Annotated in this window: 12 protein-coding genes, 9 tRNA genes and 2 rRNA genes; all 23 read right to left on the bottom strand. The window is 34.4% G+C overall.

The genetic code is table 11. From position 1 onward, the window contains the following. Window positions 1-26 precede the first annotated feature (26 nt). The 23 genes from IC758_RS01145 to IC758_RS01035 all read right to left on the bottom strand — a co-directional run bounded on the left by IC758_RS01145 (window position 27) and on the right by IC758_RS01035 (window position 17416). Window positions 27-1067, bottom strand: coding sequence for a (Fe-S)-binding protein (locus IC758_RS01145; RefSeq protein ID WP_255630941.1), 1041 nt, complete (start codon window positions 1065-1067; stop codon window positions 27-29). Between the two features lie 222 nt (window positions 1068-1289). Beyond that, complete coding sequence (gene glmS / locus IC758_RS01140) at window positions 1290-3122, bottom strand: glutamine--fructose-6-phosphate transaminase (isomerizing) (protein ID WP_227434532.1); 1833 nt, start codon at window positions 3120-3122, stop codon at window positions 1290-1292. Window positions 3123-3389: 267 nt separating this feature from the next. Then, entirely contained in the window at window positions 3390-4736 is a 1347-nt protein-coding gene (gene glmM / locus IC758_RS01135; RefSeq protein ID WP_227483570.1) for a phosphoglucosamine mutase, read from the bottom strand. Between the two features lie 170 nt (window positions 4737-4906). Beyond that, complete coding sequence (locus IC758_RS01130; RefSeq protein ID WP_227434530.1) at window positions 4907-5464, bottom strand: 2-oxoacid:acceptor oxidoreductase family protein; 558 nt, start codon at window positions 5462-5464, stop codon at window positions 4907-4909. Then, a complete protein-coding gene (locus IC758_RS01125) occupies window positions 5465-6217 on the bottom strand; it encodes a thiamine pyrophosphate-dependent enzyme (RefSeq protein ID WP_003420710.1) in 753 nt (250 codons plus the stop codon). Next, entirely contained in the window at window positions 6217-7296 is a 1080-nt protein-coding gene (locus IC758_RS01120; RefSeq protein WP_227434529.1) for a 3-methyl-2-oxobutanoate dehydrogenase subunit VorB, read from the bottom strand. Before IC758_RS01120 ends, IC758_RS01125 begins: the two co-directional genes overlap by 1 nt. A gap of 29 nt (window positions 7297-7325) precedes the next feature. Next, window positions 7326-7541, bottom strand: coding sequence for a 4Fe-4S binding protein (locus IC758_RS01115; protein WP_227434528.1), 216 nt, complete (start codon window positions 7539-7541; stop codon window positions 7326-7328). A 42-nt stretch (window positions 7542-7583) separates the two neighbouring features. Then, window positions 7584-8261: an ATP-binding protein gene (locus IC758_RS01110; RefSeq protein WP_227434527.1), complete on the bottom strand. Its 678-nt coding sequence runs from the start codon at window positions 8259-8261 to the stop codon at window positions 7584-7586. Beyond that, a complete protein-coding gene (gene buk, locus IC758_RS01105) occupies window positions 8251-9330 on the bottom strand; it encodes a butyrate kinase (RefSeq protein ID WP_227434526.1) in 1080 nt (359 codons plus the stop codon). The genes IC758_RS01110 and buk overlap by 11 nt, the downstream gene beginning before the upstream one ends. Window positions 9331-9351: 21 nt before the next feature. Further along, window positions 9352-10254 (bottom strand): phosphate butyryltransferase, encoded by a 903-nt coding sequence (ptb, locus tag IC758_RS01100; protein ID WP_227434525.1) that lies wholly within the window; start codon window positions 10252-10254, stop codon window positions 9352-9354. A gap of 303 nt (window positions 10255-10557) precedes the next feature. Then, window positions 10558-11742 (bottom strand): YbbR-like domain-containing protein, encoded by a 1185-nt coding sequence (locus IC758_RS01095; protein WP_227434524.1) that lies wholly within the window; start codon window positions 11740-11742, stop codon window positions 10558-10560. Continuing rightward, entirely contained in the window at window positions 11739-12578 is an 840-nt protein-coding gene (cdaA, locus tag IC758_RS01090; RefSeq protein WP_227434523.1) for a diadenylate cyclase CdaA, read from the bottom strand. Before cdaA ends, IC758_RS01095 begins: the two co-directional genes overlap by 4 nt. A 941-nt stretch (window positions 12579-13519) precedes the next feature. Continuing rightward, a tRNA-Arg gene (locus tag IC758_RS01085) sits at window positions 13520-13593 on the bottom strand. A 9-nt stretch (window positions 13594-13602) separates the two neighbouring features. After that, window positions 13603-13677, bottom strand: a tRNA-Gly gene (locus IC758_RS01080). A gap of 10 nt (window positions 13678-13687) precedes the next feature. Further along, window positions 13688-13764 (bottom strand) — tRNA-Asp (locus IC758_RS01075). A 5-nt stretch (window positions 13765-13769) separates the two neighbouring features. Further along, window positions 13770-13845 (bottom strand) — tRNA-Val (locus tag IC758_RS01070). Window positions 13846-13851: 6 nt separating this feature from the next. Next, window positions 13852-13925: transfer RNA gene (locus tag IC758_RS01065), tRNA-Gly, on the bottom strand. A gap of 16 nt (window positions 13926-13941) precedes the next feature. After that, a tRNA-Glu gene (locus tag IC758_RS01060) sits at window positions 13942-14016 on the bottom strand. A gap of 7 nt (window positions 14017-14023) precedes the next feature. Beyond that, window positions 14024-14099, bottom strand: a tRNA-Met gene (locus tag IC758_RS01055). 15 nt (window positions 14100-14114) lie between these two features. Beyond that, window positions 14115-14200, bottom strand: a tRNA-Leu gene (locus IC758_RS01050). A 5-nt stretch (window positions 14201-14205) separates the two neighbouring features. After that, window positions 14206-14280, bottom strand: a tRNA-Asn gene (locus tag IC758_RS01045). Window positions 14281-14287: 7 nt separating this feature from the next. Further along, window positions 14288-14404, bottom strand: a 5S ribosomal RNA gene (gene rrf, locus IC758_RS01040). A gap of 113 nt (window positions 14405-14517) precedes the next feature. Next, window positions 14518-17416: ribosomal RNA gene (locus tag IC758_RS01035) — 23S ribosomal RNA — on the bottom strand. Window positions 17417-17661: the final 245 nt, after the last annotated feature.

The following is a 17661-nucleotide window of genomic DNA, read 5'->3' as shown; positions in this document are numbered from 1 at the left end:
GCTTATATACTTTTTATGGGAATTTATTAAGTTTCTATATTCATCTTCTTTGCTACTTCTATTCCTTTATACCTTGTACTCCATTTTTTAATAGATGATGTTTTTTTCTGGGTTAATTTATTTTTGTTTATAACATCAACATCAAAAATTAAATCTAATACATGTAGTACTTTTTTATCTGCCATTAACATAGACTCACAACAAGATTGACAGTATGAGATTACATAATCTGTTTTTTCATTATTTGCTCTATTTTTGGTCTGGTTTATAGCAACTTCATTATTAGTAACTCTTACCATACCTCCAGAGCCACAACACTCTGTGTTTTCTCTATTTTTTTCAAATTCAATTATTTTTATTCCCATAAAACCTAGTATATATCTGACTGATTCATGTATATTATGCTCATTTCTTATAGGGCATGGGTCATGTAATAAAAATTCCTGATTTAAATCATCATAATGATTTTTTAGATTTTCTGGAAGTCCATATTCTTTTATCACTTCCCATATTGAAGTCACTTTTATATCACTATTATTTCTTATAGTATTAAAACAATTTGGACAAGTTACGATTACTTCGTCTATATCATTTTCTCTAAATAGCTTGTCTATTTTAGAATAATATTTATCAAATTTATTTGTATCTCCCATAGCTAAAGTTGGCTTGCCACAACATTCAAAAGCTAAGGATATATTTTCTATATGATTTTCTAAATATTTATATGTTGCTAATACTAAGTCACTACTATAGCTAGAAAGGCTACATCCTGGAAAAAAAATCTTTTTGGTGTTTTTTTTAATAAATTTTTTTGAGAATAATGAAGAGAAACTATTAGTTTGATGAAATTTTATTGTTCTATATCCTATATCATTTAATTCTTTTTGATTGCTATGAAATATTTCTTTCCTTACATCAAAAAACATTTCTTTTAAATCTATATCTTTTGGACACTCTACCTTGCATATTCCACATAACATGCAAGAATATGGTATATTTTTATTTATTGATTTATTTTGCAAAATGTCTATCATAAGTTCTCTTGGTGAGTCTCCAAATTCTTTCATCATAGGACATACCTTAAAACATTTTTTGCAATTTATACAATCATTGTTATTTTTTTCGATTTTTTTTAACGTCTCTAATTTTAACTTTACCTCTTTTATACAAATACACCTCCATATTGATTAATAGCTTTTTTCTATAATAAAAAACTCATTCTATAAAATTATAACAAATAGAATGAGTTTTTTCTAATAGATATTATCTATGCACTTTTTAATATATTTTTATTCAACTGTTACTGATTTAGCTAAGTTTCTTGGCTTATCTACATCACAACCTCTTAATACAGAAACATGATAAGCAAGTAATTGCATTGGTACAACTGCTAATATTGGTGATAAAATATCATCTGAGTTTGGTATATAAATTATTTTTTCAGCAGCTTTTTCAACGTCTTTATTATGACTTTGAGCAATTGCTACAACATAAGCTCCTCTTGCTCTTACTTCTTCCATATTAGAAACCATTTTTTCAAATAATTTTTCTTGAGTAGCTATAGCAATTACAGGAGTTCCTTTTTCTATTAATGCTATTGTTCCATGTTTTAATTCTCCTGCTGCAAAAGCTTCTGCATGTATATATGATATTTCTTTTAATTTTAATGAACCTTCCATTGCTAAACTATAGTCTATACCTCTTCCTAAATAGAAAGCATGGTCAGAGCTAACAACTGTTTTAGCAACTTCTTTTATATATTCTTCATTATCTAATATTTCTTGTATTTTTGATGGTATTTCTTTCATCTTAGTAATCATACCATCATAAAACTCTCTAGTTATTGTTCCTTTTTTAATAGCAAAATCTAAAGCTATCATATATAAAGAAGTTATTTGAGTTGTATATGCCTTAGTTGATGCAACTGCTACTTCAGGTCCTGCCCAAGTATAGAAAACATCATCTGATTCTCTTGCTATAGATGAACCTACAACATTAGTTATTGAAAGTATTCTTGCTCCTTTAGCTTTTGAATCTCTTAGTACTGCTAAAGTATCTGCTGTTTCACCAGATTGGCTAACTAATATTACTAATGAGTTTTCATCTACAAATGGGTCACTATATCTAAATTCTGATGCTATATCAGTTATTACTGGTATATTTACAAATTTTTCTATAGCATACTTACCAAGTAATCCAGCATTATATGCCGTTCCACAAGCTACTATATAAACTTTATTTATTTTATCTAAATCTTCTTTAGAAATATTTATACTATCTAAAATTATATTTCCATTATCATCAAGTCTTCTTTCTAGAGTTTCTCTAACTCCTGTTGGTTGCTCATGTATTTCTTTTGACATAAAGTAATCATATCCACCTTTAGATGCAGCTTCTACATCCCATGTTACATGGAATACTTCTTTTTCTACAACATTTCTATTAGAGTCATAAATTGTTACATTTTCATCTTTTAGGTGAACTATCTCTCCATTTTCTAAGAAATAAACATCTCTAGTATATTTTAATAAAGCAGGTATATCTGATGCTATAAAGTTTTCGCCTTCACCCACACCAACTACAAGAGGACTATCTTTTCTTACTGCAACTAATTCATTTCCATGTTCTTTACATATAACACCTAATGCATAAGCTCCTCTTAATTTTGATATAGTTTTATATACAGCGTCTAATAAGTTACCTTCATAGTATTTATCTACTAAATGTGCTATTACTTCTGTATCTGTTTGAGATTCAAATTTAACACCTTCAGAAATTAATTCTTCTTTGATTTCCATATAATTTTCTATTATCCCATTATGAACAACTGCTATTGTTTTAGCTTGATTAAAATGAGGATGTGAATTTACATCAGATGGTTCTCCATGAGTTGCCCATCTTGTATGTCCTATTCCCAAATTTCCATCAATAGGATTTTTTTCTAAATCTTCTGCAAGCACAGAAAGTCTACCTTTGAACTTTCTAATATTAAGTTCATCACAATTAGAACCATTAACTGCTACACCTGCTGAGTCATAACCTCTGTACTCTAGCTTAGAAAGCCCCTCTATGATAACTTCTGCTGCCTTTCTACTTCCTAAATATCCAACTATTCCACACATTATTTGTGTCCTCCTAAAAATATTATTTATATATTTTAAGAGTTAGGTCATATAAGTTTACTTTGGCTTCCCTTTGTCCATAGGATTACTCCTATTATTTAAAGAAGTCTTTCGATGGTAAACACACCGCAGAGCATCCGCCGACAATTCGATTAACTCTGACCTCGTCAACTTAGTTCCAATAATACTTAATTCTTGTGCCTATAACTAAGTTCTGGCGCTTAGAAAGGTGTCCTCAGGGTTTATATCTGAGAATACCCTTATAAATTACGATAATTTTTCTTGTATAAGATTAGCTAAATTTGTTGCTAATTCTTTTATTTGACCTTCCTCTTTACCCTCTAACATAACTCTAACTAATGGTTCAGTTCCTGATGGTCTTATTAAGACTCTACCATTTCCATCTAAAATAGATTCTATTCTTTCTATTTCAGCTTTTATTTCTGGATATTCCATATATTTGGTTTTATTTTCATTTTTTATTGTTGCATTCACTAGTACTTGTGGATATTGACTCATTATTGATGCAAGTTCTGATAAAGGTTTCTTTTCTTGCAATATTATATTTGCAAGTATTAAAGAACTAAGAACTCCATCTCCTGTAGTATTGTAATCTAAGAATATCATGTGTCCAGATTGTTCTCCACCAAGATTATATCCATTTTTAGCCATGTCTTCTAAAACATATCTATCTCCAACTGCTGTAGTAGATAATTTTATTCCATTTTCTTTTGCAGCTATTGTTAATCCTATATTACTCATAACTGTAACTACTAAAGTATCTTGTGCTAATTTATTATTTTTCTTTAAATTTAAAGCACTCAATATCATTATATGGTCTCCATCAACAATTTGACCCTCTTCATTTACTGCAATTAATCTATCAGCATCTCCATCATACGCAAGACCTAAGTCAGCATTATGTTCCAAAACAGCCTTTTGAAGTTGTTCTGGATGTGTAGAGCCACATTTATAATTTATATTGTTTCCATCTGGTGAACTATTTATTGAAATTACACTTGCTCCTAATTCATCAAATACTATTGGTGCTACTTTATACGATGCACCATTAGCACAGTCCAAAACCACTTTTAATCCTCTAAAATCAGTGTTAATTATTGATTTTAAATAATCTACATAATCTCTTTGTGCATAATGCTCATGTAATCTTCGTCCTACATTTTCACCAACTGGCATACAATCTACTTTAGCCATGTCATCTATATATTCTTCTATCTTTAATTCTATTTCATCATCCAATTTATATCCATTCTTATTAAAGAATTTAATTCCATTATATTCAACAGGATTATGAGATGCAGATATAACCACACCACAATCAGCACCATATTTTCTAGTTAAATATGCAACTGCAGGGGTTGGTATTATTCCAACAGTAATAACATCACATCCAACAGACATAAGACCTGCTATTAAAGATGCCTCCAGCATATCTCCTGATATTCTAGTATCTTTACCTACTACTACTTTTACTCTATGGTCTCCTTGAGCTAAAACAAATCCACCAGCTCTACCAAGTCTATATGCTAAGTCACATGTTAATTCTGTATTTGCTATTCCTCTAACTCCATCTGTTCCAAAATACTTTCTCACTAAATATTCTCCTTTCATAATTGAAAAGCTTGTAATTTGTATTATATTTTTATAATTCATAAAATACTATTATATTCTTAATTTCAGTCATAAAAATATTTTAATACTTCTCAGCAAAAAAGACAATAGAAATAATTCTATTGTCTTTTTTTTGACATCTTTTTTCTTTATTAGTTAGTTGCTCCGCAACATGTAGCATCCATACCTTTTTGTAAAGCTGCTCTGTTTAATGGAACAAATTTTTCTTTTCTAGGTCCGAAAACTTTTTTAAATGCTTCTAATACAGACTCTATATCTACTGTATCAGCTACTTTTAAGTAAGCTCCTAGCATTATCATATTAGCAACTTTATCATTACCTAATTCAACAGCTAATTCATTTGCTGGGATATAATAAACATCTACATCTGTTCTTTCAACTTTTTCTTTTATTAAAGAGCTATTTACTATTATTTTTCCACCAGGTACAACATCATCTTTAAATTTTTCAAATGCTGGTATATTTAATAATATAGCTGCAGTTGCATCATTTGTTATAAGTGGAGAACCAACTGGTTCACTAGATACAGTTACTGCACAGTTTGCTGTACCTCCACGCATTTCTGGTCCATAAGATGGTAACCAAGAAACTTCTTTACCTTCTAACATTCCTGCATAAGTAAGTAATTGTCCCATAGACATAACACCTTGGCCTCCGAAGCCTGCACATATTACTCTAGCTGTAGACATTTACTTCACCTCCTCAACTTCAACATTTTTGAAATTTCCTAATGGATAGTATGGTATCATATTGTCTCTTAACCATTGTAAAGCATCATTTGGAGCTAGTCCCCAGTTTGTAGGACAAGTAGATAATACTTCTACTATTCCAAATCCTAATCCTGCTTGTTGAACTTGGAATGCTTTCTTTATAGCTTTTTTAGCTTGTCTAACATGAGCTGGAGTATCAACTGCTACTCTTTCTACAAATACAGCTCCTGTTAATGTAGCTAACATTTCACTTACTCTTATTGGATAACCTTGAGTTTCAGCATTTCTTCCTGATTGAGCAGTAGTAGCTCTTTGTCCAACTAATGTAGTTGGAGCCATTTGTCCACCAGTCATACCATATGTTGTATTGTTTACAAATATAGTAGTTATTTTTTCTCCTCTAGCAGCTGCATGAACTATTTCAGCAGTACCGATTGAAGCTAAGTCTCCATCACCTTGATAAGTGAATACTGTGTTTTCAGGATGAACTCTTTTTATTCCTGTAGCAGCAGCTGGTGCTCTACCATGAGCTGCTTCTTGAGTGTCACAGTTAAAATATTTATATCCTAAAACTGAACATCCAACTGGAACAACACCTACAGCATCACCTAATACTCCTAATTCTTCTAATACTTCACCAACTAATCTATGGATTATACCATGTGTACATCCTGGACAGTAGTGAGTTTGAGTATCTTGTAACCCTTCAGTTTTCTTAAATACAACAGCCATTATCTAGCACCTCCTGCAACCAATTCTCCGGCAATAATTTTTTTAGCTTTTTCAACTATTTCTGCTGGTGTTGGAGTCATTCCTCCTGGTCTTCCATGGAAGTAAACTGGTAATTTACCTTCTACTGCCATTTTTACATCTTCCACCATTTGTCCCATACTCATTTCAACAGTTAATATGTTTCTAGCACTAGGGATTTGATCAAATGCTTCAAATGGGAATGGCCATAATACTTTAGGTCTTATAAGACCTGCTTTTATTCCTTCTTCTCTTAATATATCAATTGCGCTTTTCACTATTCTTGAAGTAGTTCCATAAGCTGCAAATATAAATTCAGCGTCTTCTGTTTTGTACATTTCATATTGTACTTCATTTTTTTCCATTTCATTGAATTTAGCTTCTAAGTGCCAACAGTGATCTTCTAATACTTCTGGCTCTAAGTATAAAGAGTTTATTACATTAGGTACTCTTTTTCCTTTAGTTCCAACAGTTGCCCAATCTTTAGGAGGCAATTCTCTTTTCTTTTCAGGAGCTTTGAATTCAACTGGCTCCATCATTTGACCTATCATACCATCTGCAACTACCATAACAGGTGATCTGTAGTAATCTGCAACATCAAAAGCTTCCATTATCATGTCAACAGCTTCTTGAACTGTAGCTGGTGCGAATACTGGAGTTCTGTAGTCTCCATTTCCTCCACCTCTTGTAGACATAAAGTAGTCAGCTTGTGAAGGTTGTATACTTCCAAGTCCTGGACCACCTCTCATTACGTTAAGTACAACACAAGGAACTTCTGCTCCTACTGCATATGTTATACCTTCTTGTTTTAAAGCAACTCCTGGTGAAGATGAAGAAGTCATAACTCTTGCTCCTGCACCTGCTCCACCATAAACCATGTTTATCGCAGAAACTTCTGATTCAGCTTGAACGAACGCTCCACCTATTTTAGGTAACTCTCTTGATAAATATTCTGGTAATTCACTTTGTGGAGTTATTGGGTAACCGAAGAAATATTTGCAACCAGCTTCTATAGCTGCTTTTCCAAATGCTTCGTTACCTTTCATAAGTATCTTAGCCATTAAAATTCCCCCTTAAATATTAATTTAAATTAATCTCTTTCTACTGTTATAACTACATCTGGACACATAGTCGCACAACTTGCACATCCTATGCATTTTTCCATTTCAGAAACAGTTGCTGGGTTATACCCTTTTTTGTTTATTGTGTTTGAGTCTAATTGTATGATTTTTACTGGACATGCTTCAACACATAATCCACAACCTTTACAACGTTCTTGATTAAAAGATACTTTTCCTTTAGCCATTTACCTAAGCCTCCTTAAACTTTCTATATATTTGAGCTCAAACTACATCCAGTCTTCTCTCATATATAATTTTATTGGAAAAATTTCTCCCTCTAAATCTTTTGGTAATTGTTCAACAAGATTTTCTAAGCATGCAACATATCTTATAGGTATATTACATTCCTTAGAAACTTCTTCTGCAACTTTTTGGCCTCTTAATACATCATCAATAGTAGTAAATCTAATAAGATGAGTATTATTAATTAGACCTGTTACCTTTAGTTTAGAAGATTTTTCTATTTCCTTTATATATTGGATAACTTCTTCAGAAGTTTGAGTTTTCTCCCTATTTGCATTTATTACAAAAAGCATGTCATAGTCGCCTTCTTTTAATAAATGACTAAATCTTCCTATAACTCTAGCACCTACATTATCTCCGCCTAAGTCTATAACAGAATTGTATGAATGATCAACCATAGGTGACATTACTTCTGCTGATACTGCTGGTAAATCTAATGTTGGAGCATTAATTGAACTATCTATTGGTTGTATACCTAAAGATTTCATTAACTCTTTCTTTTCTCTAGTTCTAAAGTATACATTCACCACATCCAAATCAGCTATAGCAACTTTGCCAGAAACCATATCTCTTAATTTAACAACATAGTTCATCGCAAATTCACTTTTACCACTTCCATAGTGACCTGTTATGATTCTTATTCTTTTATCATTAGTTATCATAAACTTGAGCCTCTTCTTCACCAATTAAAACTCTAAGTCCACCTTGAGCTAATGCAATCATTTCATCTTCACCTGGATAAACTTTTACATCTGCTATAAATTTAACTCTATCTGCAATCATATCTGTAAACATTTTTGAATATGCGATTCCACCAGTTAATAATATTGCTTTTACATCTCCCTTAAGAACTGCTGCATTAGCTCCTATTTCTTTAGAGATTTGATATGCCATAGCTTCATATACTAATTTAGCTTTTTCATCACCAGCTTCAATTCTTTCTTCAACTTCTCTAGCATCATTAGTATTTAAATATGCAACTAATCCACCATTACCTTTTATTTTCTTTTTAATTTCGTCTTGAGTATATTCTCCACTGAAGCACATTTTCACTAATGCTCCTACTGGTAATCCACCACTTCTTTCTGGAGAGAAAGGACCTTCTCCATCTAATGCGTTTGCAACATCTACTATTCTACCATTTTTATGAGCTCCAACAGAAACTCCTCCACCCATATGTGCAACTATAAGATTTATATCTTCATATTTTGCGTTTATCTCTTTAGCAAATCTTCTTGCTATTGCCTTTTGATTTAAAGCATGTACTACACTTGCTCTACTTATTTCAGGCATACCAGAAATTCTAGCAACATCTTCTAGTTCATCCACAACAACTGGGTCTACTATGTATGAAGGAACATTAACTTCATCACCTATTTGTTTTGCTATTATACCACCTAAATTTGAAGCATGTTCTCCTAAAACTCCTACTTTTAAATCTTCTATCATAACATCACTTACTGAGTAAGTTCCACCTTTTATAGGCTTAAGAAGACCACCTCTACCTACTACAGCATCTAAGTCAGATGTTTTTACTCCACCCTCTTTTAATGCTTCTTCTATTACTTGTTTACGAAATTCAAATTGGTCTGAAACCTTCTCATACTTTCCTATTTCTTCAGAAGAGTGTCTTAGTGTCTTTTCAAATACTAAATCCTCATTATCAAATACAGCTATTTTAGTTGATGTCGAACCAGGATTTATTGTTAAGATTTTAAATATTTTGCTCATTTGCCTATTTCCCCCTTAAATTTAAGCCTTTGCTGCCATTAAAACGCCCAAGGCTATTGAGTTAAGCTTAGTTTCTTCACTATCTGCTCTAGAAGTTAATATTATTGGTGCTTTAGCTCCAACTATAACTCCTGCATTTTTTGATTTTGAGAAAAATACTAAAGCTTTGTATAATATATTGCCACCTTCGATATCTGGAGCCAATAATATATCAGCTCTTCCTGCTACAGGATGATCTATACCTTTATGTTTAGCTGCTTCTAAAGACACTGCATTATCTATTGCAAAAGGTCCACCAACCATACAACCTTTGATTTCTCCTCTTTCATACATTTCTTCAAGTTCTTTAGCTTCAACTGTATCTTTCATTTTTGGATTTACTTTTTCTTTTGCGCATATTGCAGCAACTTTTGGTTCGCTTATATCTAATGAATGTGCTACTGTGCAAGCATTTTCTATGATTTGCTTTTTAGTATTTGTATCAGGAGCTAAGTTCATAGCTGCATCAGTTACGAAAAATAATCTGTCATACCCCTCTACATCAAATACTGCTACGTGGCTTAATACATTACCAGTTCTAAGACCCACTTCTTTGTTTAAAACTGCTTTTAGTATTATTGATGTGTCTACTAAGCCTTTCATTACCATATCGGCTTTTCCTTGTGAAACTAATTCAACAGATTTTAGAGATGCTTCTGCTAAATCTTTTATATCTATTACTTCATAATTTTCGATATCCATGTCTATGCTTTTTGCAATTTCTTTAGTCTTTTCTATATCACCTATTAAAATGGCATTTGCTATTTTTTCTTTTCTAGCCATTTCAACTGCCATTAAAACTTCTTTATCTTGACAACATGCTACTGATATAGTTTTAGGTCCTCTTTCTTTTGCAAACTTAATTACTTCTTCAAAACTTCTCATGCATTTCCACCTCATCTTGAATTTTTTGAAATAGAACTTTTATATCTCAATTAAATTATAACTCGTTCAGCAACGTTTTCCTAGGGATAATTGAAATATTTAATTCAAAAATATTTATTTAAATCTATTTATCAGTCTTTTTTCATATATCTAACACTTTTTAGATTTAACAAATATCTCATTGTCCTTATTTTATAATATAACTAAAATAAACAAGATGCAACAAAAACATAAAATTAACAAACTTAATTTTATAGATTTTTTTGTCGCATCTTGTAACAACTAAATATTCAAAATATTTGTTCATTCCACTTCAACAATATTAGGTTCTATATTTATTTTTTTAAATTGATATGTTGTTTCATATTTTATTTTATATTTACCATTTTCAGTAGGTGCTTCTGATAAATCGATATATAACGAAATATCTTTTTTATTTAGCTTACTTAAATCTTCTGTTGATTCTACAACAACTTGAATATCTCCAGTAAAAATTATACTCGGATTGTCCATATTTGCTGGAATATTTCTTAACATAATATCTTCTGAACTATATACAAACTCAGCACTTAATTGTTTTGTTTCATTTAGTTTTATAGTTATAGAGCTATCATCAATAGTTATTCCTTCTGGAATCTCTAGACTCACTTCTTTTTCCTCTCCATTAGCTAAATCAACTAAATCAATAGGTTTTGTCTTAATATAATTTATTTTGTCTATACTTTCTTTTTTACCTTTTATGCTAACTTCATCTTTACTTAATTTATAATTTTTCAATGTATTATTATCTTGATTATTATCCTTTAAATCTACTCTTATTGGTACAGTTTTTTCTTTTAATAATTGTACACTTGCTGTTACAGAATTTGAACTTAGTGTCACACCTTCAACCTTAGTTCCATCACTATTTAAAGGTATTAAATCCAATTTTTTAGAGAAATCTTCTGTCTCATTACCTACATTTAGATTAGCTCTTATATTCTTAACTTCCTTAACTAGACTCATTGGACCCGATATATCGACATAATTTTTATTCAGTTCAATTTTATCTATATTTCTTTTAGAATTTCCACTTACTTCTACCTTTATATCTCTTTTTTCTTTTATATTTTTCTCAAGATTTACTATTAAAACGTCATGCTTAAATTCTAAAGTAACACCTTGAGGAATATTTGCTTTTAAATATACTTCCTTCTTACCTTGTATTGGGTCTTCAACAGTTCCATATACATGTATATCTTCTTTTTTAACTTTTTGTACCTTTGATAAACTACCTTTTATATACACATCTGCTGTTAATTTTTCGTCTGGATATATAACAAGATTTTTATCATTTAAATCACTCATATTACTTATAGATACAGGTATATCTTCAAACCCTCTAGTTTCTTCAGGGTCAACTACAGCCATGACATACATCCATAAAGCAATTGCACTTAAAAATGATATTATTTTTATTTTGGTATTATTTTTTAGTCTATTTATCATTTAAATATACCACCTTTGAAAAAACTTCTTGTTTCCGTATTCGTTTTTAGATTACTACGTAATATATTCATCATTCTTTCTCTAGAAATATCTCTATATAACTTACCAGCTTTAGCAATTGATACGCCTCCAGTTTCCTCTGATACGATTAGTGTTATACAGTCAGATACTTCACTTACACCTATTCCCGCTCTATGTCTAGTGCCTAAATCTTTACTTAAATCTTTACTCTCTGTCAACGGCAAGAAACATGCAGCTGCCTTTACCTTAGAATCTCTAATTACAACAGCGCCATCATGTAATGGTGTATTTGGTATAAATATATTTATCAATAATTGCCTAGAAATTTCAGCATCAATTATAGTTCCTGTATTTATTATATCACTTATTCTGGTTTCTCTCTCCATTATGATAAGAGCTCCTATTTTTTGTCTAGAAAGTGAATATAAAGCTTCTACAATCTCTTCTATAGTTCTATTAAGAGTTTCTTCTGAAGTATTTACATTTTTTCCAAATAAATTAAACTTTGCTCTTCCTATATGTTCAAGTCCTGCTCTAAATTCTGGCTGAAAAATTATAAGAGCTGCTATAACTCCATAATCCAGAGCCTTAAGAGATATCCAATAAACGGTATGCAATTTAAAAGTGTTACTAAGTTGAGTTGCTAGCAAAAGAAATATTATACCTTTAAATACTTGTTCTGCTCTTGTATCTTTTATAAACATAAATATTTTGTAAAAAATATATGCTACTATGGATATGTCAATTAAATCATATATACTCATTCTTAATATTATATTAAAAAATTCATTTAAAAAAGAATTTATATCTAACACAGTTTTATCCTCCTGTTCGATAACTTCTTAATTATTTACACTATGTATTATACTATATAAATCTAACTCTATACAAACTATTTAACTTTTGTGTAAATAATTCTATTTTTATAGATTGAGATTGTTAAATAATCTCTAAATACATTAAAAATATTGCTCATTAAATATATATTTTTTATTAAAGTTAAATCTAGTTTAAATAATTCAAATCATCAAGGCGCGAATACAAAATAGTACTCGCGCCTTGATGCAATTTTATACTATAAAATCTATTTCAAAATACATATTATTTTTCAATATATGTTTGCTACAATAAATTTAATAATCTATTTATTAATTATATAAAATTGTAACATTATTTCTATATTTCTATTAATATTATATTAGTAATATTATTTTTATCTTATACTAATAATTTACCTTATAAATAATTTATATCAAGTTCTATTAATATCTTATTATGTATCTTTTCTAGAAATTATCTTTTATTATAAAAATAATTAAAACAACTTATCTATTTCAAAGTCATAGATATATTACTTATAAGTATAACAATTCATTTAATACAATAATCTACAAGCACTATATTATCAAGTATTTAGAATCTCTAGTATTTCATAGTAGATTTCATCGTTCTTTTTCAGTATAAGAAATTAATTTATAAATTTAAATAGTATTTTAATATCTTAGTACTATAAAGTATACAGTATAATGTATATGAGCCTATTTACTAATTAATTAAATCTATGCAATAAATCTTTCTATAAACTTCTTGTAGACTATTATACATTACCATTAATATGATTACAATATTAATGAATATAATGTAACTCTTATATAATTTTATATTTATAAAGAAAAAGACACAGGTGACATGCATGTATCCTGTGTCTTTTTAAACAATATAAAAGTTTACTATAAATATAGTAAACTTTTCTTAATGAGCGCACAGGGATTCGAACCCCGGACACACGCCTTAGAAGGGCGTTGCTCTATCCAGCTGAGCTATGCACCCAAATCATTATGGAGCGGGAAACGAGATTCGAACTCGCGACTTCAACCTTGGCAAGGTTGCGCTCTACCACTGAACTATTCCCGCTTATTTAATTTGGCGACCTGGAAGGGGTTCGAACCCTCGACCTCCAGCGTGACAGGCTGGCATTCTAACCAACTGAACTACCAGGCCGCAAATGGTGGGACCAGCAGGGCTCGAACCTGCGACCCCCTGCTTGTAAGGCAGGTGCTCTCCCAGCTGAGCTATGATCCCATTTTTTGGAGCGGGTGAAGGGGATCGAACCCTCACAGCTGGCTTGGAAGGCCAGAACTCTACCATTGAGCTACACCCGCTTATTTAATTGTTTTTTGGTGACTCGTAGGGGAATTGAACCCCTGTTACCGCCGTGAAAGGGCGGTGTCTTAACCTCTTGACCAACGAGCCATTTTAATGGTTGCGGAGGCAGGACTCGAACCTACGACCTTCGGGTTATGAGCCCGACGAGCTGCCAACTGCTCCACTCCGCGATATTGTTTTATAAGTGCCGAAGACCGGAATCGAACCGGTACGAGAGGTAAGTCCCGCAGGATTTTAAGTCCTGTGCGTCTGCCAGTTCCGCCACTTCGGCTTTTTTGGCTCCAAGGGTGGGGCTCGAACCCACAGCCTACCGGTTAACAGCCGGTTGCTCCACCGTTGAGCTACCTTGGAATATTCAACGTGGCTACGTCCTACTCTCCCAGGCAGTTTCCCACCAAGTACCATCAGCGCTAGAGAGCTTAACTTCTGTGTTCGGAATGGGAACAGGTGTATCCTCTCTGCTATTGTAACCACATAATCTTTATGCTTAATATTACTATTAAGTTATTGAAACTAGTAAACTAGATTCTTTAGAGTTAACACTCTAAAAACTACATATATATTTTAATCAATGAACATCAAATAATATTGGTCAAGTCCTCGACCTATTAGTATCGATAAGCTAAATACATTGCTGCACTTACACCTTCGACCTATCAACCAGATAGTCTTTCTGGGGTCTTACCCTTGCGGTGGGAAATCTTATCTTGAAGTTGGCTTCGCGCTTAGATGCTTTCAGCGCTTATCCATTCCGTACATAGCTACCCAGCCATGCCCTTGGCAGAACAACTGGTACACCAGAGGTACGTCCATCCCGGTCCTCTCGTACTAAGGACAGGTCTCCTCAAATTTCCTACGCCTGCGACGGATAGGGACCGAACTGTCTCACGACGTTCTGAACCCAGCTCGCGTACCACTTTAATGGGCGAACAGCCCAACCCTTGGGACCTACTACAGCCCCAGGATGTGATGAGCCGACATCGAGGTGCCAAACCTCCCCGTCGATGTGGACTCTTGGGGGAGATAAGCCTGTTATCCCCAGGGTAGCTTTTATCCGTTGAGCGATGGCCCTTCCACGCAGAACCACCGGATCACTAAGTCCGATTTTCATCCTTGCTCGACCTGTATGTCTTGCAATCAAGCTCTCTTTTGCCTTTACACTCTACGTACGATTTCCGACCGTACTGAGAGAACCTTTGAGCGCCTCCGTTACCTTTTGGGAGGCGACCGCCCCAGTCAAACTGCCCACCTGACAGTGTCCCAAGACCAGATTCATGGCCTATGGTTAGAGTCCCAGTACTACAAGGGTGGTATCCCAAGGATGGCTCCGCCAAAACTGGCGTCCTGGTTTCAAAGCCTCCCACCTATCCTGTACATGTAGTACCAAGACCCAATGTCAAGCTACAGTAAAGCTCCATGGGGTCTTTCCGTCCTGTCGCAGGTATCCGGCATCTTCACCGGAATTACAATTTCACCGAGTCTGTTGTTGAGACAGTGCCCAAATCGTTACGCCTTTCGTGCGGGTCGGAACTTACCCGACAAGGAATTTCGCTACCTTAGGACCGTTATAGTTACGGCCGCCGTTTACTGGGGCTTAAGTTCACTGCTTCGATTACTCTAACAGATCCCCTTAACCTTCCAGCACCGGGCAGGCGTCAGCTCCTATACATCGTCTTGCGACTTAGCAGAAACCTATGTTTTTGGTAAACAGTCGCTTGGGCCTATTCTCTGCGGCCACCGTATGGTGGCACCCCTTATCCCTAAGTTACGGGGTCATTTTGCCGAGTTCCTTAACAACAGTTCTCTCGCGGGCCTTAGGATACTCTCCTCACCCACCTGTGTCGGTTTGCGGTACGGGTACCTTTAACCTCGATAGAGACTTTTCTTGACAGTGTGAAATCAGCTACTTCGCTACTAAATTTCGCTCCCCATCACATCCCAGCATTATCAAAGCGGATTTACCTACTCTGACTGCCTCAATGCTTGGGCACACATAACCAACAGTGTGCTTAGCTTATCCTACTGTGTCATCCCATCTCTCAAACGGTTATCGGTAGTACAGGAATATCAACCTGTTGTCCATCACCTACGCCTTTCGGCCTCAGCTTAGGTCCCGACTAACCCAGGGCGGACGAACCTTCCCCTGGAAACCTTGGGTTTACGGCCTGTGGGATTCTCACCCACATCTCGCTACTCATGCCAACATTCTCACTCCCATACTGTCCACATGTCCTTACGGTCATGCTTCAACCCGTATGGGAAGCTCCCCTACCCATCATTACTGATGCCGTAGCTTCGGTAGTAAGTTTTAGCCCCGGAAATCTTCGGCGCAGGATCACTCGACCAGTGAGCTATTACGCACTCTTTGAATGAGTGGCTGCTTCTAAGCCAACATCCTGGTTGTCTGTGCAATCCCACATCCTTTACCACTTAACTTACATTTAGGGACCTTAGCTGACGATCTGGGCTGTTGCCCTTTCGACTATGAATCTTATCACCCACAGTCTGACTCCCAAGTATAAGATGACGGCATTCGGAGTTTGATAGTCTTCGGTAGGTGCAATACCCCCTAGGACATTCAGTGCTCTACCTCCGTATCTCTCACCTTGAGGCTAGCCCTAAAGCTATTTCGGGGAGAACCAGCTATCTCCGGGCTCGATTGGAATTTCACCGCTACCCACAAGTCATCCCCGAGCTTTTCAACGCTCGTGGGTTCGGACCTCCACGAAATTTTACTTTCGCTTCATCCTGCTCATGGGTAGGTCGCCCGGTTTCGGGTCTACGTCAAGTAACTGAACGCTCAGTTAAAACTCGCTTTCGCTACGGCTCCACACCTTAAGTGCTTAACCTTGCTACTTAACGTAACTCGTTGGCCCGTTCTACAAAAAGTACGCGGTCACACAAGAAATGTGCTTCCACAGCTTGTAAGTGCAGGGTTTCAGGTTCTATTTCACTCCCCTCCCGGGGTTCTTTTCACCTTTCCCTCACGGTACTATACGCTATCGGTCACTAGGTAGTATTTAGCCTTGGAGGGTGGTCCCTCCTGCTTCCCACAGGGTTTCACGTGTCCCGTGGTACTCTGGATCATATCTGAAGTTTTCTCGTTTGACATACAGGACTATTACCTTCTGTGGTGGGTCTTTCCAAACCTCTTCAATTACGATACCTCTTCGTTTAAGATATGTCCGCAACCCCAATAAAGAAAACTTTATTGGTTTGGGCTATTCCGCGTTCGCTCGCCGCTACTTACGGAATCGAATTTCTTTCTCTTCCTTCAGGTACTTAGATGTTTCAGTTCCCTGAGTTCCCCTCATTAAGCTATGTATTCACTTAATGATACTTAGACATTACTCTAAGTGAGTTTCCTCATTCGGAAATCTTCGGATCAAAGTTTACGTGCAACTCCCCGAAGCTTATCGCAGCTTATCGCGTCCTTCATCGGCTCCTAGTGCCAAGGCATCCGCCCTGCACCCTTAATAACTTGACCAGTTAAAAAGGTTTGATAGATTAGAAGCTATCAACTTCGATAATTTTTAAAAGTTATCAGCTTTATATATTACAAATTAGATGTCATATCACTAAATATATATATGCAGTTTTCAAAGTGCTAACGCACAGCGCCAACGAATAAATCTCGTTGCTTAAAGTGCTAGTACACGTCGCCAACAAACAAACTTCACATGTGTTCAGTTTATTCCGTTGCTTAAAGTGCTAACGCACATAGCTTGTCTA

The organism is Clostridioides sp. ES-W-0016-02, from assembly GCF_020641035.1.
Classification (GTDB): domain Bacteria; phylum Bacillota; class Clostridia; order Peptostreptococcales; family Peptostreptococcaceae; genus Clostridioides.
The sequence above is the reverse complement of the archived record's forward strand: the minus strand, read 5'-3'. Positions and strand labels throughout refer to the sequence as shown.

Coding starts and splice junctions, on each gene's coding strand:
- IC758_RS01145 (WP_255630941.1), bottom strand. CDS start 1,067: ATGAAAGAATTTGGAGACTCACCAAGAGAACTTATGATAGACATTTTG.
- IC758_RS01130 (WP_227434530.1), bottom strand. CDS start 5,464: ATGTCTACAGCTAGAGTAATATGTGCAGGCTTCGGAGGCCAAGGTGTT.
- glmS (WP_227434532.1), bottom strand. CDS start 3,122: ATGTGTGGAATAGTTGGATATTTAGGAAGTAGAAAGGCAGCAGAAGTT.
- ptb (WP_227434525.1), bottom strand. CDS start 10,254: ATGAGAAGTTTTGAAGAAGTAATTAAGTTTGCAAAAGAAAGAGGACCT.
- IC758_RS01125 (WP_003420710.1), bottom strand. CDS start 6,217: ATGGCTGTTGTATTTAAGAAAACTGAAGGGTTACAAGATACTCAAACT.
- IC758_RS01110 (WP_227434527.1), bottom strand. CDS start 8,261: ATGATAACTAATGATAAAAGAATAAGAATCATAACAGGTCACTATGGA.
- IC758_RS01120 (WP_227434529.1), bottom strand. CDS start 7,296: ATGGCTAAGATACTTATGAAAGGTAACGAAGCATTTGGAAAAGCAGCT.
- buk (WP_227434526.1), bottom strand. CDS start 9,330: ATGAGCAAAATATTTAAAATCTTAACAATAAATCCTGGTTCGACATCA.
- IC758_RS01095 (WP_227434524.1), bottom strand. CDS start 11,742: ATGATAAATAGACTAAAAAATAATACCAAAATAAAAATAATATCATTT.
- IC758_RS01115 (WP_227434528.1), bottom strand. CDS start 7,541: ATGGCTAAAGGAAAAGTATCTTTTAATCAAGAACGTTGTAAAGGTTGT.